At 37.5% G+C, this 26191-nt stretch carries 33 protein-coding genes and 1 riboswitch; of the genes, 18 read left to right on the forward strand and 15 right to left on the reverse strand.

Annotation, left to right across the window (positions count from 1 at the left end):
* Positions 1-29 precede the first annotated feature (29 nt).
* The 3 genes from A3GQ_RS0102300 to A3GQ_RS25485 all read left to right on the forward strand — a co-directional run bounded on the left by A3GQ_RS0102300 (position 30) and on the right by A3GQ_RS25485 (position 2406).
* Positions 30-443: an ArsR/SmtB family transcription factor gene (locus tag A3GQ_RS0102300; RefSeq protein WP_245596715.1), complete on the forward strand. Its 414-nt coding sequence runs from the start codon at positions 30-32 to the stop codon at positions 441-443.
* Positions 440-682 (forward strand): hypothetical protein, encoded by a 243-nt coding sequence (locus tag A3GQ_RS0102305; protein ID WP_028775676.1) that lies wholly within the window; start codon positions 440-442, stop codon positions 680-682. The genes A3GQ_RS0102300 and A3GQ_RS0102305 overlap by 4 nt, the downstream gene beginning before the upstream one ends.
* Before the next feature lie 236 nt (positions 683-918).
* On the forward strand, positions 919-2406 hold the full coding sequence (locus tag A3GQ_RS25485) for an alpha/beta hydrolase family protein (protein ID WP_051271116.1): 1488 nt from the start codon (positions 919-921) through the stop codon (positions 2404-2406).
* Positions 2407-2514: 108 nt separating this feature from the next.
* Here A3GQ_RS25485 and A3GQ_RS0102315 read toward each other — a convergent pair whose 3' ends face one another.
* The 3 genes from A3GQ_RS0102315 to A3GQ_RS0102325 are packed head-to-tail and all read right to left on the reverse strand — an operon-like array spanning position 2515 to position 6146.
* Positions 2515-3861 carry a GntP family permease gene (locus A3GQ_RS0102315; RefSeq protein WP_028775677.1) on the reverse strand — a complete coding sequence of 449 codons (1347 nt, stop codon included), beginning with the start codon at positions 3859-3861 and terminating at the stop codon, positions 2515-2517.
* Between the two features lie 19 nt (positions 3862-3880).
* Entirely contained in the window at positions 3881-5422 is a 1542-nt protein-coding gene (gene gntK, locus A3GQ_RS0102320; RefSeq protein WP_028775678.1) for a gluconokinase, read from the reverse strand.
* Positions 5415-6146, reverse strand: coding sequence for a GntR family transcriptional regulator (locus tag A3GQ_RS0102325; protein ID WP_028775679.1), 732 nt, complete (start codon positions 6144-6146; stop codon positions 5415-5417). Before A3GQ_RS0102325 ends, gntK begins: the two co-directional genes overlap by 8 nt.
* A gap of 301 nt (positions 6147-6447) precedes the next feature.
* On the opposite strand from A3GQ_RS0102325, the gene A3GQ_RS0102330 reads away from it, so the two are divergent.
* Both A3GQ_RS0102330 and A3GQ_RS0102335 read left to right on the forward strand, forming a co-directional pair.
* The gene (locus A3GQ_RS0102330) at positions 6448-6726 is read left to right on the forward strand and encodes an EamA family transporter (RefSeq protein WP_028775680.1); all 279 of its coding nucleotides are present in this window, start codon (positions 6448-6450) and stop codon (positions 6724-6726) included.
* 395 nt (positions 6727-7121) lie between these two features.
* Positions 7122-7520: a hypothetical protein gene (locus tag A3GQ_RS0102335; RefSeq protein WP_028775681.1), complete on the forward strand. Its 399-nt coding sequence runs from the start codon at positions 7122-7124 to the stop codon at positions 7518-7520.
* Between the two features lie 257 nt (positions 7521-7777).
* Here A3GQ_RS0102335 and A3GQ_RS0102340 read toward each other — a convergent pair whose 3' ends face one another.
* The 7 genes from A3GQ_RS0102340 to mciZ form a co-directional block, all read right to left on the reverse strand.
* Positions 7778-8770, reverse strand: coding sequence for an aliphatic sulfonate ABC transporter substrate-binding protein (locus A3GQ_RS0102340; protein ID WP_028775682.1), 993 nt, complete (start codon positions 8768-8770; stop codon positions 7778-7780).
* A gap of 68 nt (positions 8771-8838) precedes the next feature.
* Positions 8839-9576, reverse strand: coding sequence for an ABC transporter ATP-binding protein (locus A3GQ_RS0102345; RefSeq protein WP_028775683.1), 738 nt, complete (start codon positions 9574-9576; stop codon positions 8839-8841).
* A 12-nt stretch (positions 9577-9588) separates the two neighbouring features.
* Positions 9589-10365 (reverse strand): ABC transporter permease subunit, encoded by a 777-nt coding sequence (locus A3GQ_RS0102350; protein ID WP_051271153.1) that lies wholly within the window; start codon positions 10363-10365, stop codon positions 9589-9591.
* Entirely contained in the window at positions 10358-10936 is a 579-nt protein-coding gene (locus A3GQ_RS0102355; RefSeq protein WP_028775685.1) for a carboxymuconolactone decarboxylase family protein, read from the reverse strand. The genes A3GQ_RS0102350 and A3GQ_RS0102355 overlap by 8 nt, the downstream gene beginning before the upstream one ends.
* Positions 10937-11075: 139 nt before the next feature.
* Positions 11076-11178, reverse strand: a riboswitch (SAM riboswitch).
* Between the two features lie 149 nt (positions 11179-11327).
* Positions 11328-11951 carry an arylformamidase gene (kynB, locus tag A3GQ_RS0102360; protein ID WP_028775686.1) on the reverse strand — a complete coding sequence of 208 codons (624 nt, stop codon included), beginning with the start codon at positions 11949-11951 and terminating at the stop codon, positions 11328-11330.
* Positions 11938-12795 carry an EcsC family protein gene (locus A3GQ_RS0102365; protein ID WP_245596716.1) on the reverse strand — a complete coding sequence of 286 codons (858 nt, stop codon included), beginning with the start codon at positions 12793-12795 and terminating at the stop codon, positions 11938-11940. The genes kynB and A3GQ_RS0102365 overlap by 14 nt, the downstream gene beginning before the upstream one ends.
* Before the next feature lie 49 nt (positions 12796-12844).
* On the reverse strand, positions 12845-12985 hold the full coding sequence (gene mciZ / locus A3GQ_RS26030) for a Z-ring formation inhibitor MciZ (RefSeq protein WP_169818232.1): 141 nt from the start codon (positions 12983-12985) through the stop codon (positions 12845-12847).
* A 91-nt stretch (positions 12986-13076) separates the two neighbouring features.
* Between mciZ and A3GQ_RS0102375 the strand changes: the two genes are divergently transcribed.
* The 11 genes from A3GQ_RS0102375 (at position 13077) to A3GQ_RS0102425 (ending at position 21136) form a co-directional block, all read left to right on the forward strand.
* Positions 13077-13610 (forward strand): NUDIX hydrolase, encoded by a 534-nt coding sequence (locus A3GQ_RS0102375; RefSeq protein WP_028775688.1) that lies wholly within the window; start codon positions 13077-13079, stop codon positions 13608-13610.
* A gap of 78 nt (positions 13611-13688) precedes the next feature.
* A complete protein-coding gene (locus A3GQ_RS0102380) occupies positions 13689-14255 on the forward strand; it encodes a hypothetical protein (protein ID WP_156877511.1) in 567 nt (188 codons plus the stop codon).
* Positions 14256-14420: 165 nt separating this feature from the next.
* Positions 14421-15083, forward strand: a complete 663-nt coding sequence (locus A3GQ_RS0102385) for a hypothetical protein (protein WP_028775690.1) — start codon at positions 14421-14423, stop codon at positions 15081-15083.
* 108 nt (positions 15084-15191) lie between these two features.
* Entirely contained in the window at positions 15192-15833 is a 642-nt protein-coding gene (gene spoIIM / locus A3GQ_RS0102390; protein ID WP_037463611.1) for a stage II sporulation protein M, read from the forward strand.
* A gap of 99 nt (positions 15834-15932) precedes the next feature.
* Positions 15933-16412 (forward strand): ferric iron uptake transcriptional regulator, encoded by a 480-nt coding sequence (fur, locus tag A3GQ_RS0102395; protein ID WP_028775692.1) that lies wholly within the window; start codon positions 15933-15935, stop codon positions 16410-16412.
* A gap of 94 nt (positions 16413-16506) precedes the next feature.
* On the forward strand, positions 16507-17637 hold the full coding sequence (ald, locus tag A3GQ_RS0102400) for an alanine dehydrogenase (protein WP_028775693.1): 1131 nt from the start codon (positions 16507-16509) through the stop codon (positions 17635-17637).
* A gap of 60 nt (positions 17638-17697) precedes the next feature.
* Positions 17698-17937: a DUF4227 family protein gene (locus tag A3GQ_RS0102405; RefSeq protein ID WP_156877512.1), complete on the forward strand. Its 240-nt coding sequence runs from the start codon at positions 17698-17700 to the stop codon at positions 17935-17937.
* 153 nt (positions 17938-18090) lie between these two features.
* Positions 18091-19281 (forward strand): phosphopentomutase, encoded by a 1191-nt coding sequence (locus A3GQ_RS0102410; protein WP_028775695.1) that lies wholly within the window; start codon positions 18091-18093, stop codon positions 19279-19281.
* A gap of 5 nt (positions 19282-19286) precedes the next feature.
* Positions 19287-20099 carry a purine-nucleoside phosphorylase gene (locus A3GQ_RS0102415; RefSeq protein WP_028775696.1) on the forward strand — a complete coding sequence of 271 codons (813 nt, stop codon included), beginning with the start codon at positions 19287-19289 and terminating at the stop codon, positions 20097-20099.
* 11 nt (positions 20100-20110) lie between these two features.
* The gene (locus tag A3GQ_RS0102420) at positions 20111-20935 is read left to right on the forward strand and encodes a purine-nucleoside phosphorylase (RefSeq protein ID WP_028775697.1); all 825 of its coding nucleotides are present in this window, start codon (positions 20111-20113) and stop codon (positions 20933-20935) included.
* Positions 20936-20938: 3 nt separating this feature from the next.
* The gene (locus A3GQ_RS0102425; RefSeq protein WP_028775698.1) at positions 20939-21136 is read left to right on the forward strand and encodes a hypothetical protein; all 198 of its coding nucleotides are present in this window, start codon (positions 20939-20941) and stop codon (positions 21134-21136) included.
* 236 nt (positions 21137-21372) lie between these two features.
* On the opposite strand, the gene A3GQ_RS0102435 is transcribed toward A3GQ_RS0102425, so the two are convergent.
* From A3GQ_RS0102435 to A3GQ_RS0102445, 3 genes are all read right to left on the reverse strand, one after another.
* Positions 21373-22134, reverse strand: a complete 762-nt coding sequence (locus A3GQ_RS0102435; protein WP_028775699.1) for a DUF817 domain-containing protein — start codon at positions 22132-22134, stop codon at positions 21373-21375.
* A gap of 142 nt (positions 22135-22276) precedes the next feature.
* On the reverse strand, positions 22277-22501 hold the full coding sequence (locus A3GQ_RS0102440; RefSeq protein ID WP_028775700.1) for a helix-turn-helix domain-containing protein: 225 nt from the start codon (positions 22499-22501) through the stop codon (positions 22277-22279).
* A 10-nt stretch (positions 22502-22511) separates the two neighbouring features.
* On the reverse strand, positions 22512-22994 hold the full coding sequence (locus A3GQ_RS0102445; protein WP_028775701.1) for a DUF2975 domain-containing protein: 483 nt from the start codon (positions 22992-22994) through the stop codon (positions 22512-22514).
* Between the two features lie 240 nt (positions 22995-23234).
* Here A3GQ_RS0102445 and A3GQ_RS23140 point away from each other — a divergent pair, with 240 nt between their 5' ends.
* Together A3GQ_RS23140 and A3GQ_RS0102455 are read left to right on the forward strand one after the other, a co-directional pair.
* Entirely contained in the window at positions 23235-24284 is a 1050-nt protein-coding gene (locus tag A3GQ_RS23140; protein WP_051271117.1) for a WD40/YVTN/BNR-like repeat-containing protein, read from the forward strand.
* 76 nt (positions 24285-24360) lie between these two features.
* Positions 24361-25125 carry an SDR family oxidoreductase gene (locus tag A3GQ_RS0102455; protein WP_028775702.1) on the forward strand — a complete coding sequence of 255 codons (765 nt, stop codon included), beginning with the start codon at positions 24361-24363 and terminating at the stop codon, positions 25123-25125.
* A gap of 75 nt (positions 25126-25200) precedes the next feature.
* On the opposite strand, the gene A3GQ_RS0102460 is transcribed toward A3GQ_RS0102455, so the two are convergent.
* Both A3GQ_RS0102460 and A3GQ_RS28175 read right to left on the reverse strand, forming a co-directional pair.
* Positions 25201-25761 carry a PadR family transcriptional regulator gene (locus A3GQ_RS0102460; protein ID WP_028775703.1) on the reverse strand — a complete coding sequence of 187 codons (561 nt, stop codon included), beginning with the start codon at positions 25759-25761 and terminating at the stop codon, positions 25201-25203.
* 280 nt (positions 25762-26041) lie between these two features.
* Complete coding sequence (locus tag A3GQ_RS28175) at positions 26042-26170, reverse strand: hypothetical protein (protein WP_281170802.1); 129 nt, start codon at positions 26168-26170, stop codon at positions 26042-26044.
* Positions 26171-26191 lie beyond the last annotated feature (21 nt).

Below are 26191 nucleotides of genomic sequence, written 5' to 3' on the forward strand. Positions count from 1 at the left end.
AAGATAAAGTAGTGTAACGGTTTACTTGAATGGATGAAACGTATGTAATATACTTCTTTCATATGAAAAACCAAGATGCAACCCCTTCTGTAAAGTTGACGGGTGAAAAAATGCTGAAGATTTTTGAAGCTTTAGCTAACCCACATCGACTAAGGATCATTTCTATGCTAACAAACGAACGTAACTACGTTAGTGAACTAGCTAGAAAAGTGAATATGAGTCGACCATTGCTATATATGCATTTACAACGTCTAGAAAACGCAGATATGGTAACTAGTAAATTAGAGCTATCTGATGATGGGAAAGCGAAGAAATATTATGAAATAAAACCATTTTCACTACACATCGATGCAGCAGTAATAGCAGAAGCTGTGAGCTCCATGTCTATAGAATCTTTAACAGCGATGGACAAGAAAAAGAAAGGAAGAAAAACAGAAGAATGATACAAAATTTATCTCCAGAAGATGCGATTGGACCTATCGTTGCAATAATTATAATGCTTCTATTGTGGCAAGGTTTTAAAACATGGAGAACCTTCATCCAAAGTAAGGCAGATGCAACAAAAGTAGCAGGGTACCAAAAATTAGTCACGCAAGTAAATGAGCAACAAGAGGCGACAGCCAAACAACTAGAACAAATTTCATTGGAACTTGCTGAAATGAAAAGAGTACACAAAAAATAGAGAAGATACTTCATGAAGTAGAATAAATAGAAAAGTGGACAGGGGAAGGAATCCTTACGGATTCTTTTTTTATTCTTATTTTGATCTGATTATTCGCAATATATAATCTTTTATCTTTGTGTTTACTCAAGTAATCATATGTAATATATTTATTACATATAAAATAAATAATTTACGATAAAGGGAGTACTACGATTGTAAGTATCATGAGAAAAGCCTAGAAAGGAAGTAACACCATGTCAGGTATCTGTTATGTATATAAACGAAACACATCTTATTTCATTCTGACAACTCTAGTTGGACTGCTGCTTTTTTCCCTTTTTTCTTCAGAGGCATTTGCAAATCCAAAGGAGTTTAAAGAAATACCTGTCACGTTTGAGAGTGGGACAGGGGAATATAAAGAGAAATTAAAAGGGACTTTGTTCATTCCAAATAAACCAGGAGATCATCTAGGAGGAATTGTGCTTGCTCATGGTTCAGGTACTACCAAAGACGGTGGTGGAGATCAAAAGAATCGGCGACGAGAAGCTGAAGTTTTTGCAAAAGCTGGGTTGGTAACCCTCATATATAATAAGCGAACCAAAGGATATGATGAAAAAAATCGTTCCTTTAAATGGTTAGCACAAGATCTTTTATCAGGAGTAAAGTTAGTTCAATCAAGACCAGATGTAAATCCCAAAAAAGTGGGAGTGTGGGGGGTAAGTGAAGGAGGATGGGTAGCACCATTAGCAGCTTCCCAATCGGATGCTATCGCATTTGTAGCAGTTACTGGTGCACCAGGTATGGCACCTGTGCAACAACAAGCTTGGAATATTGAAAATCGTATTCACCATCAAGGTGTTAAATCTAACTCCATCATAGAATCTATCGTTCACAAAGGATCACGTGTATTAATGGTAACCCTCATACAAGCAATGTCGAATTCAACAGATGCTATCCTTTATGATCCCATTCCGCCTTTGCGAAAACTAAAACAACCGTTTCTTGCAATATGGGGGAGTAAGGATCGACAAGTCCCACCTATGGAAAGTGCTGAAATTATGAAAAAAACTTTAGCTAGAGCAGGTAATCATCAATACACTATGCAATTTATCGAAGGAGCGAACCATTCTGGGTATATGAATAAGGATGATGGGTTTGAATATGTCTTTAGACTGTATCCTGGTTATGCGCAAGCAATGACTTCTTGGATTGACAAGGTACTCACTGGACATGCTCCAATTGCTCAGACACTTGGAAAGACACCTATACAAATGAGTACAAGTTCACCAGAAGTGATACAAATACACTGGTACGACTCTTATAAATTCCAATTAGCACTGATTGTTGTATTTCTTTTGTCATTCGCAGGATATTATATTGGAGCACTTGGTCGAATATTTAAAGGAAAAGATCAAGATACATTCCTGTTCAAATGGCAAGCAAGATTATTGGCAGGTAGTGGTATTCTTTCTGTAATTGGCTTTTGGGCTTACACCTTTGTCATTTTAACAGAAGGAGGGGATAATGTTGGCCCTGTCATAGCTGGACAACCTTTGTTATGGATTCTCCTTCAGTTAAGCTCACTCACAGTTTTAGCACTGACTATTTTTTTATTGATTAGTTGGATGAGAAATAAACAGGTTGTAAATAATCATCGTATTCGCTTAACTTTGCTTATGATTGGAGGTATTCTTTTCATTCCTTGGGCTATCTACTGGAAACTTTTTTTCCTTTTTCTATAGATTGATTTATAGAGATTGTCTCAAATGAAGAAGTAGAACGTAAATAAAAACGACTTGGGATATTTATCGAAGATCTCAAGTCGTTTTTATTAGTTTTTTAATTTAGTTTCATACTACTGTACTGAGTAAAAGAATAAATGCTAATCCAGACACCGAAATAATAGTTTCAAGTAAAGTCCATGTGGCAAAAGTTTCTTTCATGCTTAAACCAAAATACTCTTTGAACATCCAGAAACCGGCGTCATTCACATGAGAGGCGATTAAACTACCTGCTCCGGTTGCGAGTACTACTAGAGCTAGATTTACATCAGATTGACCTAACAAAGGTATTACTAAACCAGCAGTGGTTAAGGCGGCAACAGTGGCAGATCCTAAAGCAATTCGTAGTATTGCAGCGATGATCCAAGCGAGTAAGACTGGTGACAATGTCGTTCCTTTAAATAGTTCAGCCACATAGTCACCTACACCACCATCAATCAATACTTGTTTGAAGGCTCCTCCGCCACCAATGATTAGGAGCATCATACCAATTTGGGTAATGGCAGTTGTACAAGATTGCATAACCGTTTTTATAGGAATATTTCTCGCTAAGCCCATTGTATAGATGGCAACTAATATGGATATCAACATAGAAATAGATGCATCACCAATAAATCGAATAATTGCTAGAAAAGAGTTATCTGCAAAACCCATTGTTTTTTGAAGCAATGTAATGATAGTAGCTATTGACATGAGAATAACAGGGAGCATGGCAGTAAATACACTGATTCCAAAACCAGGTGTATCCTCAAGTTTATATACTTTTTGTTCCCCTAAAGATGCAATATTACCTGTTTTTGTAAATGATTCTGGTACTAGTTTTTTGGCAAGTTTCGTAAATAAAGGTCCAGCTAAAAGAACAGTAGGAATAGCAATAATAAAACCATAAAGTAAAACTTCGCCAAGGTTTGCTCCATATTCACCAGCGATTACCGTCGGACCAGGATGTGGAGGTAAGAAACCATGCGTTACAGATAATGCTGCTGCCATTGGAATCCCAAGATACAGAATAGATAATTTTAATTCTTTTGAAATGGCAAAGACGATGGGAATGAGTAATACTAAACCTACTTCAAAAAATAAGGCTACACCTATAATGAAAGAAGAAACAACGACTGCCCATTGAATATTTTTTTCTCCAAATTTATTAACGAGTGTCATCGCAATTCGCTGGGCACCTCCTGAATCAGCTATTAATTTTCCTAACATCGCTCCAAGTCCAAAAATCAAAGCTAAATGACCGAGTGTACCACCTAATCCTTTTTCGATAGATGCGACAATTTCACCAAGCGGAATTCCAAGTGATATAGCAACTCCAAACGATACAATGATGAGAGAAATAAAGGTATTTAATTTTAGGCCCATAATGAGTAGTAGTAATACGAGAATACCAACTGCTACAATGATTAACGGCATCTTAATTCCTCCTAATAGTCTAGTTGTGGTTGATGATCGTTCGTTGATAATGAGCAATTTGTGTATAATTTTCTTCTAGTACTCTAGATAAATGAATAAAGATTGGTAATAGTTGTCTATATTCTTTCATGGCGTCTTCTTTTGGTGTGTGTTTATAGGTACTGCCAATCATGTTCGAAATTACCTCGAAAGAGTTGATTTTTCCCATCGCATATAACCCCAAAATACAAGCACCCAGACAGGAACTTTCATAGCTTTCTGGTACTACAACTTCCGATTCAAATATATCGGACATCATTTGCCGCCAAATATCAGATCTTGCAAATCCTCCTGTGGCTTTTATTCGGCTTACAGGTGAATCCATGCATTCCATTAGTGCCAAAAATACAGTATATAGATTGTAAATGACTCCCTCTAAAGCAGCTCGAATCATATGTTCTTTCTTATGTGACATGGTTAAGCCGAAAAATGAACCTCGAACATCTGGATTCCACAAAGGTGCGCGCTCACCAGCAAGGTATGGATGGAATAACAAACCATCAGCGCCTGGTCTTACTCGTTCTGCAATCTTGGTAAGTACATCGTATGGGTCAATCCCTAATCTTTTTGCAGTTTCTACCTCGGAAGAAGCCAGTTCATCTCGAATCCAACGTAGAACCATTCCGCCGTTGTTTACTGGTCCTCCAATGACCCAATGTTTTTCTGTTAGGGCATAGCAGAAAATCCTGCCCTTTTCGTCTGTTCGTGGTTGTTCAATAATCGTTCTAATAGCTCCGCTTGTCCCGATGGTGACAGCAATTTCTCCTTTGTTTATCGCATTTACACCTAAATTAGAAAGTACTCCATCACTTGCCCCGATGACGAATGGCGTTTGGGGATCAATGCCTATCTGATTCGCTAGATCGGCTCGGCAGTTACGAAATATTTGGGTTGTTGGTACTAATTTAGATAGCTGATCACGTGTTATTCCAGCTACTTTTAATGCTTCTTTATCCCAGTCTAAGGTTTGGAGATTCATCATTCCCATGGCTGAAGCTAACGAATGATCAACGACATATTCCCCAAATAATTTTTGAAAGATATATTCTTTTATCCCAATATATTTTTTGACATGAACTGCGATTTCAGGATGTTCGTGCTCAATCCAAGCAATTTTCGTTAGAGGTGACATAGGGTGAATCGGTGTGCCTGTTCGTTTATAGATTTCATGTCCATTTAATTCATTCTTTATTTTATGAGCCCATGCTTCACTGCGATTATCTGCCCAAGTAATACATGGTGTCAGTGGCTGGTTTTTTTCATCCATAGCAATGACACTATGCATAGCGCTACTAAACGAAAGAAATAATGGTTTTTTTTGAGTATGCTGTTTTGTTATATTCATAATGGCTTGTAATACTGCATGAAATATTTCTTCTGGATCTTGTTCTGCTGTAGACATATCAGGTGTATAAAGAGGGTAACCAATATTCTCTTGCTCCATAATTTTACCCTTTTCCGTATATAAGACAGCTTTCGTGCTGGTTGTCCCGATGTCTACACCTAACATATAGCTAGTCATTTTCTTGCTCTACTCCTTTTACTAGCATTTGCTGTGACATCCATAAATCTTCTACTTTTCCTTGAACATCATCAAAGTTTTGGTGTAAAGATTGGATCATCTTTTCTCTATCTTTTGTCTCTATTGCTTGAATATACAGCTCATGATTTTCCACGATTCGTGTAAAGTCATCATATTTTTCTTTGAAGCGAACACGCATAGATAAAAGGATAAAGCTTTCCATTACGGGCTTTAGATTATTCCAGATCATCAGCATGTAGGAATGATCAATTGCGCGAATAATCGTTTCATGGAATAGGACATCTTGATAAGAAAACTCATCTGCATCCTGATATTTGATGGCGACTTTCATCATTTCAAGGATTTTGCTGAGTTCCTTTACTAAATCTGCTATGTCCATTTTTACAAGCCGTTCAAATACAAACGTTTCGATGAGTAAACGTACATCATAAATTTCTTCTATTTCTTTTTCGGTTAAACCAATAACCACTGCACCCATTCTTTCTAATCGAATGATATTTTCGGATGCAAGTAGTTTTAAAGCTTCTCGTACAGGGGATCGACTCACAGCAAAATCTGTAGCTATTTTGTTTTCTGATAAAATGGTACCGCTTTTAATAGTGCCAGAGATTATCCGCATTCTTAACTCACTAGCTACTCGTTCACCAGCAGAAGCTTTAGCAAGCCATTTCGTCGGATATAGAAAATCTCTTGATTCAATCATGAAAACCACCTCCTAATACTTATCCGAGTATACTTGTATACAAGTATTATATCGAAGAAACCAAATTGTGCAAGCGCTTTCTTTTTTCTTTGTTTGGTCACTCTTTCATATTTCACGGTCTGATAAAAAAAGCATGAGAAAATGTAAGTATAGAGTGTTAGTAGACAAAGGTGGATGATTAGTTCGAAAGATGCCTTATTTGATATAATATACTTCTTGGGATCCATTTTTTAGTAGTTGTGTATATGAAACAAGAAGGGAAATTGTCTCTGGAAGATATCGTCAGAAAGGGAATATTCGAATGACGAAGCGTTGGGCAGAGTTTTGCATATTCATATTGGCGTTTATTTGGGGGAGTACCTTTGTTTTGATGGAAGATGCGATCAAGTGGTTACCTCCACTTACATTTCTTACTCTCCGCCTTTTTGTTGCTACGGTATGTTTGCTAATCATCGTTACTTTCATTTATCGACTGTCTTTGATGCAGAAGTCTTTATGGCTATTGGGCTTTGCGTTAGGTGGATTGTTAGCTTTAGGATTTGCTCTACAGGTCCTTAGCTTAGAGACTTTTGCCGACTGAAAGCCCACGGTTTGAATCGTGGGATGAAAGACGGCGTTGCTCCAAACCCCAAAAAAAGGGGTTGCAAGAGCAACGAATATTTTGTAAAATAGAACACATGATCGGTGATCATCCTACGGCTAGTAGGTTTGTTCTTTGAAAATGTAATGGTATAGGGTTTCGGTAGCAAATGGATCGGTCTCCTACCGAGTAAAACCATTAGAGGCAGGAAGAGGACTAGAACGCTGGTAACAGGCGTTCCGCCCATGTGGGTACACTTCTAACTGCATGGGACGGGCTGATGAGACAGCCCTGAACTTGGGAGTTGCACAAAGCAGAAATGGAGTGAGTGCGCTAACTACCTAAGAATCCCACGACTTTAGTCGTGTGGAGTCTCAATAGTTCCGTAGTAGTAATTGTCCCCATTTTTTCTATTATCAACACCACTTACTATTCGCTCCATTGTCAGTTTAATTTTTGTAATATTCGGTCTTTCCCTTTTATCTGGATATCAATATTCTACCATTAATCGTGGAGATTTGTTTGCATTATTTGGTGCATTTGCATTTGCTTTGCATATTGTTTGTATCAAAAAATGGGGAACCAGCCATTCGGTTTTTCCTCTTGTCACTGTTCAAATGATTTTCGTGACTTCCTTCTGCAGACTTGCAGCATTTGCTTGGGAACCATGTAAAAAGGTGTTTTCGATTGAAGTTATTTTACAACCGTCAGTGTTCCGTGCAATAGTGGTTTGCTCCTTTCTTGCCACTGTAGTAGCTTATGTGATCCCAAGCATATTTACAGCGATACACTGATCCAAATAGAGCTAGTCTTATTCTTACCATGGAAGCAGTTTTCGCCGCAGGGATCGATTATTTATGGAATCAGGTAATTATTACTGATTGGAACTGCTTGGCTGTTTGATAATCATTATCGGATTAGTTTGGAGTAATCAAAAGAGAAGACAATAAACAAAGTACAAGAAAAAAATTTCAACAAACTAAATTAAATAACCGATACACATAAAAGAGCAGATGATTCCGCTCTTTTAAATGATATCAAAAGCATGAAGTTATTTTACACTTTCAGGTAGCCAGTTTGGATTCTTCTTTATCGTGGAATCAATATCTACGTTTTTGGGAAGAACTTTTAGGTTGAAAAATGTATCAGCCAAATCTTGCTGTACCACAATAGCATGCGGATCGATTTTTAATACACCATATTCTCTTCGTTTGGTTGCTACTTCAAGTGCACTTTGGCTAATTCCCAGTTCTTTGGACAAGATCTGAGCTACTTCTTTTGGGTGGTCATTGGACCATTGGTCTGATTTTTGGAGTTCATCTAACACAATTTTCAATAGATCTGCATTGTTTTTTGTAAAGGTAGGAGAAGCAAAGTAATAGGTTCGATTTTCTGTCAAGTTTTCTCCATTTACAATCGTTCGAATTTCTGTATCTTCTTCCAATACCGCAAGATATGGATCCCAGAAGCCAAGAGCATCCACGCTTTTTGAATCATATAGTGCTCGTGCTTCAGAGGCATCTTTATAATATATTGGTTTGATATCGGAGAAAGCCAAACCTTCTTTTTCTAATGCTTTTGCTAGAAGGTATTGTTGATTCCCGCCTTTGGATATCCCAACCGATTTCCCTTTGAGATCTTTTACGGATTGAATAGGGGAATTTTTTGCTACGATGATAGCTACCCCTTTTGGATAAGGTGATTCTGATGCTGTATAGACAATTGGTTTTCCACCGGCTTGGGCAAATACACTATTTCCATCAGAAGCATGTCCAAAGTCAATACTGCCTGCATTCAAGGCTTCGAGTAGTACCGTTCCCATAGTAAAAGGAACCCATTCAACCGTTATTCCTTTGCTAGTGAGTGTTTTTTCCAACGTTCCACGAGCTTTTAAGACGTTTAAGGTATTTCCTTTTTGGTATCCGATTTTGATTATTTTTTTTTCTTTGGAATCACTACTACTTTGACCAGTCGAACATCCTGCTAAGAGGAGAGAAAAAATGGAGAGTAGGGCAACTACTGTGATGAGAAAACGTTTATTCATTGGATTTAGCTCCTTAATTTGTTAATTCATATCGATTTTGTCGGATTTAGTTCCTAATAAAATGAATGTTACATACTGTACACATGGACAAGAGTTTTTCCCATTAATTGATCCAAGATGGTTCGCTCATAATAGGCGAAATCACTGTTTTTCACACGAGGTCTAGGTAGATCAACTCGGATATCTTGAGCAATCTCTCCATCTTCAAATACAATGATTCTGTCTGCGAGGGTAACAGCTTCACTTACATCATGTGTGACTAAGATGGAAGTGAACTTTTGTTTTAACCATAATCTTTCAATCAACTGTTGCATTTCAATGCGGGTGAGGGCATCGAGTGCACCCAAAGGCTCATCCAAAAGAAGGATTTTCGGATTTCCTACTAATGCTCGTGCTAGGGCAACTCGTTGTTTTTGCCCACCTGATAATTTACTAGGCCACTGATTTCCTTTCTCTTCAAGTCCCACAAGGGAAAGTGATTCAGAAATTTGTTTATCGGACTGATCTTTTCCGCCAATTTTTATATTTTGGAGCACGGTTCTCCATGGCAATAGCCGAGCATCTTGAAACATGATACGCAAATGAGGATGTATACCGTTAACTTGTTGACCATCCAATAACATCGTCCCATCAGTTGGTTCTTCCAAGCCTGCTAGTAATCGTAAAAAAGTACTTTTACCACAACCACTTCGACCAACGATGGCAAGAAATTCTCCTTCATGCAATTGTAATTCGAGTTCTTTTAAAACGGAAAGAGAGGCATATTGTTTACTCAGTTGATGTACATGGATACGAATTCCAGACATGTGTGTACCTCCTTACGAATCCTCAAGTTTTGAAAAACTTGGATGCCAACCTAATAATTTTCGTTCTAATACGGTTGCTACAAAATCTGAAAATTTCCCAAGGAATGCATATAGAATGATGGTTAATAAAACAATATCCATTTGCATGAATTCTCGGGCTGAAGTCGCCATGTAGCCAATTCCAGAGTCAGAGGCAATGGTCTCTGCTACAATCAGTGACATCCACATGATGCCTAACGCATAGCGGATGCCTACCAAAATAGAAGGTAGCGCACCTGGTAAAATGATCTGTCGAAATAGAGATATACCTTTTAATCCATAAACTTTTCCCATCTCCATCAATCCTCGATCAACATTTCGTATCCCATGATAGGTGTTGAGATAAATGGGGAAAGCAACTCCAAGAGCAACCAAAAATAGTTTTCCTGACTCTTCTACACCAAACCACAAGATGACCAAAGGGATAAGAGCTAGATGTGGGATCGTTCGGATCATTTGAATCGATGTATCGAGTAAACGGGAACTCAATGGTGATAATCCATTGAGTAGTCCCAATAAAAATCCAATACTGCCACCTATAAAGAAACCAACAAAAGCTCGCTTGGTGCTAATCCAGATTGCATCAAGCAGGGTTCCATCCAGATACAAACGTTTAGCTCCCTCTAAGACTTGTAGGGGTGTTGGGAGGGTATCAGCTCGTCCAATTAGTTGCCATCCGATCAAAAATAGAATTGGTAATATCCATACAATTAAAGAGGAAAACGAAAAGAGCAAACGCTTTTTAATCATTGTATTCACTGACCAGCTCTGCTGCATGAGAGACTGCACCACCAGCTTTTAGAGCTGCTGTTACAAGAATGGCATCCTCGATTTCTGCATCGCTTAAACCATTTTCTCGTGCTTGTTGGAGTGATTTTTGTTGAAGAGAGGCAGATGGAAGAGCATGCGAAACAGCAACAATCGTTAATAATCTTATTTTTTTACTCAGTACACCTTCTTTTTTGGCAGGGTCGATATAAGATAAACGATCAGCAGAGTGGTTTGGGAAATAATCAGCTTTTTCTCTATTTTCTTGATAAGCATAAAGTGTATTTCCGGCTTCGATCGCACCAGTGATTGTAACAGCTTCTAATAATTCTTCGATGGATACACCAAGTTTTTTTGCTTTTTTGGTATGGAATCGAATGCAGTAGATGCACTTGGTTACATGTGCAACTGCTATTGCAAGGATTTCTTTTTCTTGAGCTGTTAGTACTCCTTTGGAAAAAATCTCGTCTGAAAAAGCCCGATAATAACCATATTGCTCTCGGATACGTTTTGGTACTTGTGTCAAATGTTTCTGTGTTTCTTTGAAATCCATAAAATGATCCTCCTAGTAATGTAATAAGTACTCCGAACTTTTGGATGATCCGCTCGATTGGGTCTTTAGAATGTAGCTTCATATGTATGAAGAAACCTCTTGACTGCTTATGAGTCAAGAGGCAAACATTCATTTCCTCTTCTTATCTTTCAAGCAGAACTTGTTGGAGTTGGCACAGTGTTTTTGCAAATCTGTTGCCGAGGCTTCATCAGGCCAATTCCTTCCGCCTCTCTGGATAAGAATGATTCAATTGTTAAGTCCGACTAAGTAAATCGGAATTTATATATATAATACATAGTTTGTTATTTTAAAGCAATATAAATTTATATCAAAAAGTAATTGAATCGTTATAACACAATCCATCCCTTATCATTTGATAAGGGATGGATTGTTAGGAGTATGATCGGAGTACAGCTCGCACAGGACTACCATCACCATTTGCTATGGGAAGTGGTAAGGCAGTTAGTTCATAATCACCTTCTGGAATATCACTAAGCACGACTCTTTCTAAAATGTGGATTTCTGATTCATGCAAAGCATGATGAGCAGCTAGGGTGTTACTTTCAGCTGGATCTACAGATGGAACATCCAAACCAAGTAAAAATATTCCTTGTTCTTGGAGAAACTTAGCTACGTTTGGTTCGATATAAGTAAATGTATTTGGAAAGGAAGACTTATCTGTCCATGAATCTGTCCGAATCAATAATCTTTTTACATCATGTAGAGGAAAAGCTTTTAAATCTTCTATTGTAATGAATGGTTTCTTCAATAGGTGAATCACCTTAGAGGGGCCTATATAAATAGATAAATCCAATTCATGTACTTTTTTGCCGTTTTTATCAAAATGAAAAGGTGCATCAATGTGTGTTCCTGTATGCATGCTAAAGGAAACTGCTCCCACATTGGCAATACTATCGGAACTGAGAACAGAAGATAGTCGGTATTGATATTCCGTATCTTCGGGCCAAACAGTCATTCCATTGAAAAGGGGTTCACTAATGTCATAGATTTTCATCTATGTTCTCATCCTCCTTTCTTTCTGTTACTGTTTGATCATCTTCCCACTTATATTCGAAATCTTTTAATTTGGAGAGTACACGTCTTTTTTGATATAACATTTCCCCAGCTTCTGCAACATCTTGGATAGTATATCGATTGATGATCGCTCCAAACAGCATTCCGATAATTGGAACCATTTGAAATAACTTTTTCCATCCATAATTATCTCGATAAGAGTAGATAACTTCTCTCCAACCTTGGAGTTTGGAGATCGCTTCTTGTTCCGTGTCATCACTAGCCTCGGTTAGTTCTTTCAATATTGCTTTTTTTCCTACAAAATCAGAACTAGCAAATTGCAAGCATTTCACGATGAAGATACGTTCTTCTTTCTTTCGTGGATCATACCCATACGTAATGGCCATTTCTTGTAAAACTTTTAATGATGTACCAAGCACAACAGGGATATCAATGGCTAACGTGAAAATCCCGCCAAATCCAGTTGTAGCCCCTTGAACTGTAGCGAAATTCGTATGGTTGTCTTTGTTGTCTTTTGCAATTTGGTTCATTAATCCTAAGGGAACTTGAGGAATATGCTCAATGGTTACCTCAGAAGATGGAAGAGAGAGGTAATTGGCATATTGTCTAAGTATTTTATCTTGAGAGATTAGATACTGTCCGCCTGTTTGGATATAGCTCCCCAATTCATCTAGTGCTATACCAATATATTTTTGAATGATCTTGGGTGTTATTTTGTCTAGGATAGCAAAAGGAATACGACCAATCTTTTCCCAGAACCAAAGGTCTGCTTGGTCTTCTTCCCATTCTTTAATTTTTTTCGATGCTTCTTGTAGTGATTCCACGGTATCTGGTTGATATGCGTTCAGAATGATTCACCCCATATGGATTTTCTTACTTGATAAGGCGCAAATGTTTTCCTTTACTTGTATTACGATCAATGAATTCTGCTAGAGTAATAGGTGATTTAGCCCATTGACGTAATTGTGCTTGAATTTGCCACGCTTTACCAGTAAGTTTTATGCTTTTGTTCACTTTTATTTTCCTCCATTCATGGCTATCCGTCCAGTGTTGCCAGAAAAAAGATATAATAAAAAATATGTCTAGCTAAGGAGATACATACCCGATGAAAAATTTAGAAGAAAAAACATTGTCCACGAAAAAATTATATGAAGGAAAAATAATTGATTTGCATTTGGATCATGTTTCTTTACCAGATGGAGGTACATCTTATCGAGAGATTGTGAAACATCCTGGTGCAGTTGCAATAATGGCAATTACAAAAGAGAATAAATTGGTATTGGTTCGACAGTTTCGTAAAGCATTAGAAAAGACTATTTATGAGATTCCGGCAGGAAAACTAGAAATAGGAGAAGAAGTAGAAACATGTGCACGTAGAGAATTACAGGAAGAGACAGGTTATACAGCAGAAACTTGGGAGAAAATAGTAGGGTTTTATACTTCACCAGGTTTTGCTGATGAATATATCCATTTGTTTGTAGCGGATCAATTAACTCTAGGAAATACATCTCCTGATCAGGATGAATTTGTTGAAAGAGTGGAGCTTTCTTTAGAAGCGAGTATAGATAAAATAAATAGTGGTGAAATATGTGATGCAAAAACAATTTACGCTATCACATTATGGCAATTAAAACAGTAAGACATTTGAAAGTTTTGTGAAAAGACATCTTTTATGGTATAATGGAAGTATTCTGTTTATTACTTCGGGGTGATGGAAGTGAATCACGAAACACAAAACAGAAACATTTCCCTCACAGCAGCACGGTATACACTTAGACTTTGGGTATTGTATGTACTACCGTTTGTATCTGGGCTAATCATTATCAATTTCTTTGAATGGTCCTATTTTTGGCCATTATTGTTACTTCTAACAACTTTAGTGGTAATTGCATTCAATTTGATAATTGTATTGAATGACTGGTACCGCAAACCAATAGCGCGTTATCCTATTATCTTTCTGTTATATGCAGCCTGTTTTTTTGGGATTATGTTACTGGGAAAGGCACTAGGTGATATGTTGCTCTATGGACTACTTACCTTTGTTTTTCTTGTAAACACGCTACTTGGTTATTACTATCGGAGGAATATAACGGCATGTGGATTGGTTTCTCGTATTATTTTAGTACTGAATACGATTTTTCCCATTACATACGCCATGCTTTATCTGTACTTTCACTCCGATGTGTCCATGTTCTTAGAGGCTCCTGGTATGATTAGTTCCATTTGTCTAGGTCTTACGTACTTCTGTGGCGTAATCGTAGAGAGCATATATCGATTCGAATGATTTTATCTATCAGACAGCTGAATTTCGGCTGTCTGTTTTTTTGTTACTAAAAAAGTAACAATTTGCAGAATATCTGTATTGATTTCTTTTTGTTTTTTTCAGAAAATGTTCATAACAAATCAATATGTATTTTTTTGGAATAAATGATCCATTTGGAGGTTTGAAATGCAACGAATTTTTTGTTTAACATGGATGCTTATTTGTTGGCTTTTTATTTCTGGCTGTGGTTTGGTGACGTTTTCATCTGAACAAACACCAAAAGATAAACAACAGGTTACTCAACAAAAACCTGTTCCTACTCCCAATATGTTTCTTCCTATTAGTTCTTCTTCCAATCAAATAAATGATATAGTCGGGAATAAGCCGATTTTTGAGAAGGTACATGAAAAAATTATCACTGTAATAAGAGAAAATAAGCCAGTTCCTAGTATTCCTCCAAAAGTAGTCATACCTGTAGATGTAGTAGTCCCTAAACCACAGCCTCCAATCGATTCAGATCCAAATCCTTCTCCAAATCCACCTGTTGAAGAACCCAAAAACGATGATGAGGGAAGCAATCAGGAAGACGAAAAATATCAAGCAGCTGTAAAAAAAGCAAACGAATTGAAAAACACGGATCAACAAGTTACGGCAGATCAAGGAAATGTGTATGAAAAGCCAGAGGAAAAATCGAGTGTTCTACTGCAAGTTATCAAGGAACAAAAACTACATGTTGGAGATACAAAAGTAGACGAAGAAGATGCAGAAATATGGTGTTATGTAAGCGGTAATGATGGACAAAAAGATATCATCGGATGGATTACTTATCCAATCATTGAACAGAAGTAGATTCCACGAAGGAATCTTTTTTTGTTTTTCTAGCAAACAAAGAAGTATCCTATCATATCTGTTTATTCTATTTCATAGATTTAAGTAGAAGAGAAAGGCAGGGATGATATGAAACGGAAAAATCGATTTTTACACATGTTGATGGAGCACCTCATAGAACACAAATCTATTTATTTGTTTGTAAGCGTATTGTTTTTAGTAGGTGTCGTATTTGGAGCAGTTATCGTTAATACATTGGATATCAATAAAAAAGGGGAACTACTGCAATACTTACATTATTTTTTTCAAGGTTTAGCCCAAGATGATATTGCAGATCCCAGCGTAGCTTTTCAACATTCTATTGGAGATTACTTTAAAATGCTCGCATTAATGTGGATACTTGGTTTATCCGTGATTGGGATCCCCATTATGCTTGTCTATTTATTTTTCAAGGGCTTGGTCATCGGGTTTACGATTGGATTTTTGATCAATCAGCTTTCGTGGAAAGGATTATGGTTTGCTATTGCTGCCGTGGTTCCCATTAATATAGTAGTAATACCAGTATTACTTGTTTTATCCGTAGCAGGGATTCAGTTCTCCATTACTTTGGTTCGTAATCGGTTTATTCATAGTAGGGGACCGATTTATCCGCAATTTGTTAGGTATTCGATATTAGCATCAACACTCACTGTTTGTTTGTTGATTGTAGCTGCAACAGAAGCCTATATTTCTCCTTTGTGGATGAAAAATGTTATTCCTTTTTCGATGTAGTTTGTTATAATAATTCTTATCTGATAGTTTTTTTCATTTAGTTTGACTTCCCCCTGATTTCTCACCTATAATGAATATATGGCATAGGGGGTGGTGTCTGTGGAAAAACGGGTGAATCAAATTAAACAACAACTATCTGCCCATAACTACAAGTTAACCCCCCAACGGGAAGCAACTGTCCGTGTTCTTATAGAGAATGAGGAAGCACACCTCAGTGCTGAGGATGTTTACCTGTTGGTGAAGGAGAAGGCACCAGAGATTGGATTAGCTACTGTTTATCGTACTCTGGAGTTGTTAAGTGACCTCTCTGTCATTCATAAACTGAACTTTGGTGATGGTGTTACGCGTTATGAATTTAGGGCTGAAGGGGCAGAACATCATCATCATCACTTGATTTGTTTAAATTGTGGAGAAGTAGACGAAATTATGGAAGATTTATTAACGCCGATTGAAGCAAGAGTAGAAGAAGAATATGAATTTCAGATTGTGGACCATCGACTAACTTTTCATGGTGTCTGTAGACGTTGCAAAGAAGTGGTTGCAGATCCTAAAAAGCTTGTTGGTGCTCGTGTTACGTAATTTCGAAGAGATCAAATAAAGATCTCTTTTTTTGTGGACTAAATTGTTTTAAAAAGTGGTAAGATATACTTGTCATCTAAAGGAGGAAGAACTTATGATAGTTGGTGTTCCAAAAGAAATAAAAAATAATGAAAATCGTGTAGCAATTACACCTGCTGGTATTGATGCGTTAACGCATGCTGGTCATCAAGTGATCATTGAAACAAATGCCGGGATTGGAAGCGGTTTCACAGATGAAGAATATGCGAGTCATGGAGCAGAAATAATTGGTACAGCAGAAGAAGTTTGGTCCAAGGCTGAAATGATTATGAAAGTTAAGGAGCCTCTTCCTTCTGAATATGGATATTTCCGTGAAAATTTAATTTTATTTACATATCTCCATCTAGCCCCAGAGTTGGAGTTAACAAAGGCACTGATGGAGAAAAAAGTAACTGCAATTGCCTATGAGACAATCCAAATGGATAATGGAGCATTACCATTATTGACACCGATGAGTGAAGTTGCAGGTAGGATGTCTGTCCAGATTGGTGCACAGTTTTTAGAAAAACCTCATGGCGGTAAAGGTGTACTTCTTGGTGGGGTACCTGGAGTACCTGCTGGCAATGTAGTGATTATTGGTGGAGGAGTAGTTGGGACCAATGCTGCAAAAATGGCCTTGGGCCTTGGAGCAAATGTGACTTTACTTGATGTAAACCCAGATCGATTACGTCAATTAGATGATATATTTGGAGGACGTTTGAACACCGTTATTTCCAATGCTTACAATATAAGAGAAGCCGTTCGAAAAACAGATTTATTAATCGGAGCAGTTTTGATTCCAGGTAGAAGAGCACCTCGCTTAGTGACAGAAGATATGGTCCAAGAGATGGAAGCTGGTTCTGTTATTGTGGATGTAGCAATCGACCAAGGTGGTTCCATAGAAACGATTGATCGTGTTACCACCCATAGTGAGCCGACGTATGAAAAATATGGTGTTGTTCATTATTCTGTTGCTAATATGCCAGGGGCAGTTCCACGTACTTCTACGATTGCTCTTACGAATGTCACTGTTCCATATGCAGTGCTCCTTGCTTCAAAAGGTGCTGAAAAAGCGATTCAGTCTAGCAAACCGCTTGCTAAAGGTGTAAATGTAATGAATGGACATGTTACGTATGAGGCTGTTGCAGAAAGTTTACAGCTCCCCTATACACCATTAAACGATGTCATGAATCTAGCTATTCTTTAGCATAAACCATTACCCTTTTCCATAAATTGAAGTAGTGATAAGGAAATAAGGGTGATTGGGATGATTTTTTCTTTTCAAAGAATAAAGAGAGTGAGTTTTTTTATCTGTCTCTTTTTGTTGTTTGTGTTTATGCTCTCGCAATTGCTTCAGTTGTTTTCGTATTTTTTTCCAATACGTTCGCCTTATCAAGAGCCTTTTGGAAATGCTGTTAAAGTTTCTACTATGGAATCTCAGCAAAATTTCATACGTGACTCGACATGGTTGGATCGGTTACTTGTTTTTTATTGGATTGGCGAGTAGGTTCAATTTTAAAGGATGGCAGTAAGGGATGAAGTGCATGCTAAGGCTATGCGGCGAGTCCCTTTTTTGTTAGATTAGAAAGTGTAAAAGAAACAGCATTTACAATATTTCGACTAGACTTGACTCATTTATACTCTCATATAGAGGTGAAAAATGTTGCCTATATCTCGAGTAATGGTAATTGTATTAGACAGTGTTGGCATTGGGGAGTTACCTGATGCGAAAGATTTTAATGATGTTGGTTCTCATACATTGTTACATATTTCACAGCATCAACATGGTTTACATATGCCCAATATGCAAAAATTAGGTTTAGGGAATATCGAAACGTTAGAGGGAGTACAGCCAACGGACGTTCCGACAGCATTCTATGGAAAGATGGTAGAGATATCAAAAGGAAAAGATACGACTACAGGTCACTGGGAAATGATGGGTTTGAGAACCGATATTCCTTTTCCGAGTTATCCAAACGGATTTCCGTTGGAACTTATTCAAACCTTAGAAGAAAAAACAGGTCGCAAAGTAATTGGAAATTGCGTTGCTTCTGGAACACAAATTATTGAAGAACTAGGTTCGGAACATATGGAGACCGGAAATATCATTGTTTATACTTCTGCAGACAGTGTATTTCAGATTGCCGCGCATGAAGAAGTAGTTCCTTTGGAGGAGTTATATCATATTTGCGAAATTGCCAGAGAACTGACACTGCAAGATAAATGGTCTGTTGTCAGAGTGATAGCTAGACCATTTATAGGACAACCAGGCAACTTTACTAGAACAGCCAATCGGAAAGACTATAGTGTCAAACCACCAGGTAAAACAATTCTCAATCATCTGTATGATACAGGGGTAGAGGTAGTAGCAGTAGGGAAGATATCTGATATATTCGCAGGAGAGGGCATCAGTAAGTCCATACATACAGAATCCAATATGGATGGAGTAGATAAGCTTCTTACTTGCTATGATGATATCCAAGAGGGCTTTATTTTTGTGAATTTGGTTGATTTTGATGCTAAGTTTGGACATCGTCGAGATCCGGTGGGTTATGCCAATGCTTTGGAAGAGTTCGATGCACGTGTTCCGGAAATTCTCGACAAACTAACGGAAAAAGATTTACTCATCATAACTGCAGATCATGGGAATGATCCTACTTTTCATGGTACAGACCATACAAGAGAATATACACCTTTGCTCGTGTACACTACTGGAAACAAAGAAAAAAAGACAGGTGAGAAAAATTTAGGAATCCGAAATACATTTGCTGACGTAGGAGCTACTATTGCGGAGATTTTCGATGTAGCTTCTCCACTTGGGGAAAGTTTTTATCAAAAAATAAAGGGTTGAGCGAGATGACTATTTTAAAAGAAGCGGTTCGTTCGATACAAGAACGAATAAATAAGAAACCTAGAATCGGTTTAATTTTGGGATCTGGTTTAGGAATGTTAGCGGATGAGATTCAAAATCCAGTTACCATTTCTTATGAAGAAATCCCACATTTTCCTTTATCCACTGTAGAGGGACATGCAGGAGAATTAGTAATTGGAGAGTTAGAGGGGCAAAATGTTATTACGATGCGAGGTAGATTTCATCTTTATGAGGGTCATCCAATCGAAGCGGTTACCTTTCCGATTCGTGTGATGAAAGAACTCGGAGTAGAAATTATCCTTGTGACCAATGCAGCAGGAGGAGTCAACACCTCCTATCAAGCTGGAGACTTAATGTTAATTCAAGATCATATCAATCTGATGTATCAAAATCCATTGATTGGACCTAATGATTCAACGGTAGGGGAACGTTTTCCAGACATGTCAGCAGCTTATGATAGGCAGTTACGTGAGTTGGCAAAAATGGTAGCTGAAAAACAAGGAGTATCACTTCAATCTGGGGTTTATGCAGCAGTACAAGGACCTTCTTATGAAACTCCAGCAGAAATTCGTATGATTCGAGCCATTGGTGGAGATGCTGTGGGAATGTCGACGGTTCCTGAGGTAATCGTAGCTCGCCATGCAGGAATTCGAGTATTAGGAATATCTTGCATTACCAATATGGCAGCTGGTATTTTGCCACAACCCCTTAGCCATGCTGAAGTCATGGAAACAGCAGAACGTGTGAAAGAAGATTTTATTCAGTTATTGCATGGTATCATAAAAGATCTACGTTAGGAGATTTGTTCATGAGCAACCATACTCAAATACAAGAAGCTGCCGAAGCGATAAAAAAAATAATTACAGAAAAACCATCCATTGGACTTATTTTAGGATCAGGCTTAGGCGATTTAGCAGATCAAATCAAAAATAGTAGGAAGATTGCTTATGACAAAATTCCTCATTTTCCAATATCAACGGTAGAAGGACATGCTGGTCAGTTAGTTATAGGAGAACTAGAAGGCAAAACAGTTGTAGCTATGCAAGGTAGATTTCATTTTTATGAAGGCTATACACAGCGAGAAGTTGTGTTTCCTGTCTATGTAATGAAGCAACTGGGAATAGAAACGTTACTGGTTACCAATGCAGCAGGTGGGATGAATGCAAACTTCCAAGCAGGAGATCTCATGATTATTACAGATCACCTCAATATGACTGGTTCAAATCCATTAATTGGGCCTCATACTGCTGAACTTGGCCCTCGATTTCCGGATATGAGCAGTGCTTATACACCTGATTTGATAAAACTAGCAGAACAAATTGCAAGTAGTCATGGTTTTTCAATTCAGAAAGGGGTTTATGCTGGAATTAGTGGACCGACTTATATGACCCCTGCTGAGTTGATCATGCTTCGCAATTTAGGTGGTGATGCAGTAGGAATGTCAACCGTTCCAGAGGTGATCGCTGCAAGTTTTGTAGGTTTACAAGTATTGGGAATTTCGTGTATTACCGATATGGCAATAGGAGAAGAACTAGAGCCTCTGACTCATGAACAAGTAATGGAAACTGCAAATAGGACAAAGCCAAAGTTTATTCAATTGGTAAAAGGGTTACTAAGCGAGGTTAAAGGATGACTTTTGCAGAAAATTATTCGAAAGAATCGTGATGAGAAAGGTTTTTCAAAAGAAGAATTAACATTTTTGATCCATGGTTATAACAGAGGCGATATTCCAGATTATCAAATGTCTGCTTGGGCAATGGCCGTTTATTTTCAGGGTATGTCTTCAGAAGTGAAAAGTTATACAATAAACAAGAAACGTCTACTAAAAAAGTAGGCGTTTTATACTTGATTAATAGGGGTGTCAAGATGGTAGAGGAAATGAAAGGATTGGAGACAGAAGAAGATATCACAGAAGGCTGGCGAGATTGGTAATCCATAGTGGAAATACAGATTTCTATAATTTATCAATCTAGGAAAACTTCATTAAAAAAGGTCGAATCCCTTATTATGTTACGAAATCGACCTTTTTAATAATATTCTTAATAGTTTTAAAAAAGACTAGTATTTATCTTAGTGGAACTTTTTGACCAGCTTTAACGTCGCTACGATTAGAAAGCTAACAATTACTAATAAGAGCCATGAACTCACTTTGCCTAGATGTACGACATTCCATGCATCGGTTTGGTTTGGATATTTCCAAGCTCCAAAGAATGTTGCGATATTTTCGGCTACCCAAATAAAAAATCCAATGAGTACAAAAGAAAGTGCGAGTGGCATGCGGTAACGAGTTCCATCAACCTCATATGTAACCCATGATTGCCAAAAGACGATGATTACTAGTCCAGTTAACCACCAACGAATGTCAATCCAATAATGATGGGTGAAAAAATTTAAATATATCGCAGTTGCTAGAGGTACAACTACTAAAAACGGTGGCCACTTTATCAGTTCAACCTTAAACCTTCTCCACGCTTGGCAAAGATAACTTGCTACACTTGCGTACATAAATCCACTATACAAAGGTACTCCGAAAATTTTAAAATATCCTGCCTCTGGATAAGACCAAGAGCCCATATGTACCTTAAAAAGTTCCAGTGCAAGTCCAATAACATGGAACAATGTGATAACCTTCAGTTCATCCCGTGTTTCAAGCCCAGAACGCACCATCCACCACTGCATCAGAAGGCAGATGATGAGCAACCAGTCATACCGTGGTAGGAAGGGAAGTGGCATGATTTGTGTGAAAGCCAAAGATGCAAAAATAACGACAGGAAACAAACAGGAAAGAGCTTGCTCCCAACCAAAGCAAACGAGTTGTTTCAGTTCTCTCATTTTTTGTCCCTCCAATGGTTTTTTCTGGATATGTGTAGATCTAGGTCCTGCTTAGTATAATTGTGAAATAGATTTAGGATTATATATATTGGTTTACCATCGGAAAACTGTCTTTTTTCCTTTCTATGTTAAATATCCTACTTTAGGGCTTTTTCGTTTCTTCATCACTTCGATATTCCAAAATATCCCCCGGTTGACATTCTAAAGCTTTACAAATCGCCTCTAAAGTTGACAATCGAACCGCTTTTGCCTTTCCATTTTTCAATATAGAAAGATTAGCCATTGTGATGCCAACTCTCTCCGAAAGTTCAGTAACGCTCATTTTCCTTTTAGCCAGTACCACATCGATGTTGATAATAATCGCCATGTTATTCACCTCAGACTATAAAGTCATTTTCTGATTTTATATCAACAGCTTCTTTTAGAAGCCTTTGAAGAACAGCAGCGAAGACTGCAATCACTATAGAAGCGAAAATAAAGATCAATCCGATTACGATGACACCTGGAGCGTCGTCTTTCTCCCCCATAAGGTAAAAGAGTGGCGTCCCTACTGCATACAAGATACTGATCAGGATGGCACAGTATTTGATAGTCTTTAATGCTTTTACAGATAAATTCGAGAAAGCTTTGTTCTCGTCGATATAGTTTAAAAGTTTAAAAGTTTGATACAGAGCAAAGTAAAAAGGTATGGCTGTTGCATATAAATCGATTGAAACGAGATATTTCATATAAGTAATATCTGGATATAATTCTGCTGCAAAATTCCCTATCTTAGGTACCAAAAATATGCACAAAGCAGGAACTGGGATTCCAATAAGAATAACAGCTATTTTTAAAAAGAGTGTTGTTCCTTGTTTCATAAGTGCCACCTCAGTTATTTATTGTTAATTTGACTTTAAACTATATTTTATCGATTTACAATAAAAAATTGTTGTTTTGTATTACATTATTATTGTTGTATTAGAATGAATACGTTCGAGAGAGAAATGTAGTAATCTGTGATAAAAAAATATTGCAATATATATCGATACGATATATCATTCGTATATATCGTATCGATATATATTGGACAACCATTTACAATTAAAGGAGAAAAAAATATGAAAAGGTTCTTTTTAGGTATGCCCGAGGAACTGGTAGTGGTAGATGAAAACGGATCATCATATGATGTTCAAAACCATCTATCAGGAATTCAGCCTACTTTTCTTACTTATGATCCATTCTCACCAAATCGAATATATTGCGGAACAAACAAACAAGGTTTATGGGTAAGTGACAATGGCGGAGATTCCTGGCGGAAATTAGATCAAGATTTTTCTGATTATGCTATTACCTCTATACTTGTCAGCTCAACAAAAAAATTTAGGGGATATGGAGTTGTCTATATTGGTACGGAATTAAGTGAAATATTTTATTCGGAAGATGGAGGACAAACTTGGAGCCGATTTGATGTAATCCATTCTTTGCCGTCCTATGCAAGTTGGTCTTTTCCTGCCAACCCGGCAACTCATAATGTTCGATATATTACGGAAGATTATAAAAATGGACAGTTGTATGTTTCCATTGAAGCAGGTGCAGTCATACGAAGCAAGAACAATGGAGAAAATTGGATGGATACAAAATTAGGACATCCTTTGGATGCTCATACTTTGTTAACTCATTCAAAAGTAGAAAACCGAGTATATGCAGCAGGAAGTGATGGCGTAGATTTTCCTGGACGAAGCCTCTTGATGAGTTTGGATGGAGGTGAATCATGGCAAACTTTTAGTGATGGTTTAAATCATCCCTATTTGTTTAGTATGATCGCAGACAAAAATGATCCAAATACATTGCTCGTTTCTGCATCATTACACGCAAGAGATGCTTATGATTTTACTTCTGCTGAATCCTATATTTATCGAAAAACAGGGAATGAACCATGGGAAATTGTCAATCTAGGTTTGCCACCAGCAAAAGGGATGATGATTTCTAATTTAGCTATGGATCCTACGACATCAGGCACTTTTTATGCATTGAATAATCAGGGGCTGTACCGTTCTACAGATAGCGGGATTACTTGGAGTGAAATTCCAATAGCATGGCATGAAAAATACCGAAATCAGGATGCCCAGAGGAGACATCGAAGTTGTTTTTTAGTGATTGATCGATAATTATTTCGTTATTCTTATGGAAATTAGACTGTCCACCAAGACGAAAACGAATATACGAATAGGAAGAATGATATTAATGGATCGTTTAAATGGAAAAGTTGCACTGGTTACAGGAGCTAGCAGAGGTATTGGGAGAGGGATTGCGATTCGATTAGCTAAAGATGGTGCAATTGTTGCTGTTCATTATGGCAGCCGTGATGATGCAGCGGAAGAAGTGGTTCGTTATATTCAGTCACAGGGAGGAAAAGCTTTTGCCATTGGGGCTGATCTTGGATCTGTTGCAGGTGTAGATTATTTAGTAGAATCACTTGATCAAGAATTAATAGAGCGCTTTGATAGCAATCAATTTGATATTCTGGTAAATAATGCGGGTGTGGGTACCTCAGAATCATTTGAACAAATATCAGAAAAGGCTTTCGATGAAGTATTTGCAGTAAATGTAAAAGCTCCTTTTTTTCTCGTTCAGAAGACAATCGATCGAATTCGTGAAAAAGGGCGTATCATTAATATATCTTCGGGAGTAACACGTGTCGCTTATCCACCCATAATGGCTTATAACTTGTCCAAAGGAGCAATAAATACTTTTACGCATCATCTTGCTAAAATGCTCGGACCACGTAACATTACAGTTAATGCCGTTTTACCTGGAATGGTGAAAACAGACATGAATGCAGAGTTTCTAGAATCAGAAGAAGTACACAAAATATCTGCGGATATCGTTGCACTAGGAAGATTAGGATTGCCTGCTGATATTGCAGACGTGGTTTCTTTTCTTTCCTCTTCAGATAGTCGTTTTGTGACGGCCCAACTGATAGATGTTACTGGTGGTTCTCATTTATAAATAGAATATGCTCTAATAATCCGACTTCTCTAAGTTCATGTGTACGAGAAGCGGATTATTTTTTATTATCGTGTTTTATTCTGTTTCTTTGTCAGGTGACGTTTGAATTTTAGCTGTTTCATTTGTTACCCACTCCACATCAGATATACATATAAATTTTCGATGTTCCAACATTCGCATGACTTGCATACGTTTTTGCTCCGGAATTTGGTGTTTTTTATCCATAAATAACTGAATTTGATCCTGAATGTAGTCCAAATTGTATTTTAGATAGTTGTAGTATTGTTCCAGACAAGAAAGCTGAACTTGTTTAGAAACATATTCAAAATAGCACATTTTAAAATGTAAAATTATTTCAATGTCCGTATTGTATTTCAATGGTTCTTTCATTAATTCCATAAATTCCCTTTTCCCTGCTACTGTCAATGTATATTTTTTTTTGGGTCTCTTCCCTGTTGCAGTGTCATCTCCTATAAGACTGATCCATTCTTGACTTACTAGTCTCGAGATAAGTGGATATAAAGTTCCAGAGCTAATTTGACGAATTGGACCGACTGCACGTTTTAGTCTTTCTTGGAGTAAATATCCGTGTTTATCCATTTCCATTAACTCGCCTAGTACAAAAATTTCATACATGGTAGTCCCTCCGGTTTAATGACTTCCTTAATATATACAATTATATATTTATCAATCATTCATGTTTCTTGAGGCGTTTCAACCGCTCCTAGCATTCTGCTAGGAGGGCAAGCAGTTCTGGCATTTTTGAGAAAGACTGTGGGAGCTGGACGCCAACCTTTGACTTCTGTGTTGGCCAGCTTCCGAGCTGAAGGATGTCCTCTTTTGTAGGAATTAGGTGTGCTCGCTCCGCTGTCTAGACCCAAGCTTGGGTCATATACGCTTGGATTNGTGTGTCTTGTTAATGCTCTTCACCAATCACCTTGAAGATCTTCCCGATGTTTTGTTTAATGATCATTTTTAACTCTATTTGTGCAAATAGGAGGCAATCTTTCTTACATAGTGTAAATAATTCAAGTAAATAGTTCAATCACATTCTCCTTCTTACTTT

This window comes from Shimazuella kribbensis DSM 45090 (genome assembly GCF_000428065.1).
Lineage (GTDB): Bacteria > Bacillota > Bacilli > Thermoactinomycetales > Thermoactinomycetaceae > Shimazuella > Shimazuella kribbensis.

Coding starts and splice junctions, on each gene's coding strand:
- A3GQ_RS0102300 (WP_245596715.1), top strand. CDS start 30: ATGGATGAAACGTATGTAATATACTTCTTTCATATGAAAAACCAAGAT.
- A3GQ_RS0102305 (WP_028775676.1), top strand. CDS start 440: ATGATACAAAATTTATCTCCAGAAGATGCGATTGGACCTATCGTTGCA.
- A3GQ_RS25485 (WP_051271116.1), top strand. CDS start 919: ATGTCAGGTATCTGTTATGTATATAAACGAAACACATCTTATTTCATT.
- A3GQ_RS0102315 (WP_028775677.1), bottom strand. CDS start 3,861: ATGCCGTTAATCATTGTAGCAGTTGGTATTCTCGTATTACTACTACTC.
- gntK (WP_028775678.1), bottom strand. CDS start 5,422: ATGACTAGCTATATGTTAGGTGTAGACATCGGGACAACCAGCACGAAA.
- A3GQ_RS0102325 (WP_028775679.1), bottom strand. CDS start 6,146: ATGATTGAATCAAGAGATTTTCTATATCCGACGAAATGGCTTGCTAAA.
- A3GQ_RS0102330 (WP_028775680.1), top strand. CDS start 6,448: ATGACGAAGCGTTGGGCAGAGTTTTGCATATTCATATTGGCGTTTATT.
- A3GQ_RS0102340 (WP_028775682.1), bottom strand. CDS start 8,770: ATGAATAAACGTTTTCTCATCACAGTAGTTGCCCTACTCTCCATTTTT.
- A3GQ_RS0102345 (WP_028775683.1), bottom strand. CDS start 9,576: ATGTCTGGAATTCGTATCCATGTACATCAACTGAGTAAACAATATGCC.
- A3GQ_RS0102350 (WP_051271153.1), bottom strand. CDS start 10,365: ATGATTAAAAAGCGTTTGCTCTTTTCGTTTTCCTCTTTAATTGTATGG.
- A3GQ_RS0102355 (WP_028775685.1), bottom strand. CDS start 10,936: ATGGATTTCAAAGAAACACAGAAACATTTGACACAAGTACCAAAACGT.
- kynB (WP_028775686.1), bottom strand. CDS start 11,951: ATGAAAATCTATGACATTAGTGAACCCCTTTTCAATGGAATGACTGTT.
- A3GQ_RS0102375 (WP_028775688.1), top strand. CDS start 13,077: ATGAAAAATTTAGAAGAAAAAACATTGTCCACGAAAAAATTATATGAA.
- A3GQ_RS0102385 (WP_028775690.1), top strand. CDS start 14,421: ATGCAACGAATTTTTTGTTTAACATGGATGCTTATTTGTTGGCTTTTT.
- spoIIM (WP_037463611.1), top strand. CDS start 15,192: ATGAAACGGAAAAATCGATTTTTACACATGTTGATGGAGCACCTCATA.
- ald (WP_028775693.1), top strand. CDS start 16,507: ATGATAGTTGGTGTTCCAAAAGAAATAAAAAATAATGAAAATCGTGTA.
- A3GQ_RS0102405 (WP_156877512.1), top strand. CDS start 17,698: ATGATTTTTTCTTTTCAAAGAATAAAGAGAGTGAGTTTTTTTATCTGT.
- A3GQ_RS0102410 (WP_028775695.1), top strand. CDS start 18,091: ATGTTGCCTATATCTCGAGTAATGGTAATTGTATTAGACAGTGTTGGC.
- A3GQ_RS0102415 (WP_028775696.1), top strand. CDS start 19,287: ATGACTATTTTAAAAGAAGCGGTTCGTTCGATACAAGAACGAATAAAT.
- A3GQ_RS0102420 (WP_028775697.1), top strand. CDS start 20,111: ATGAGCAACCATACTCAAATACAAGAAGCTGCCGAAGCGATAAAAAAA.
- A3GQ_RS0102435 (WP_028775699.1), bottom strand. CDS start 22,134: ATGAGAGAACTGAAACAACTCGTTTGCTTTGGTTGGGAGCAAGCTCTT.
- A3GQ_RS0102440 (WP_028775700.1), bottom strand. CDS start 22,501: ATGGCGATTATTATCAACATCGATGTGGTACTGGCTAAAAGGAAAATG.
- A3GQ_RS0102445 (WP_028775701.1), bottom strand. CDS start 22,994: ATGAAACAAGGAACAACACTCTTTTTAAAAATAGCTGTTATTCTTATT.
- A3GQ_RS23140 (WP_051271117.1), top strand. CDS start 23,235: ATGAAAAGGTTCTTTTTAGGTATGCCCGAGGAACTGGTAGTGGTAGAT.
- A3GQ_RS0102455 (WP_028775702.1), top strand. CDS start 24,361: ATGGATCGTTTAAATGGAAAAGTTGCACTGGTTACAGGAGCTAGCAGA.
- A3GQ_RS0102460 (WP_028775703.1), bottom strand. CDS start 25,761: ATGTATGAAATTTTTGTACTAGGCGAGTTAATGGAAATGGATAAACAC.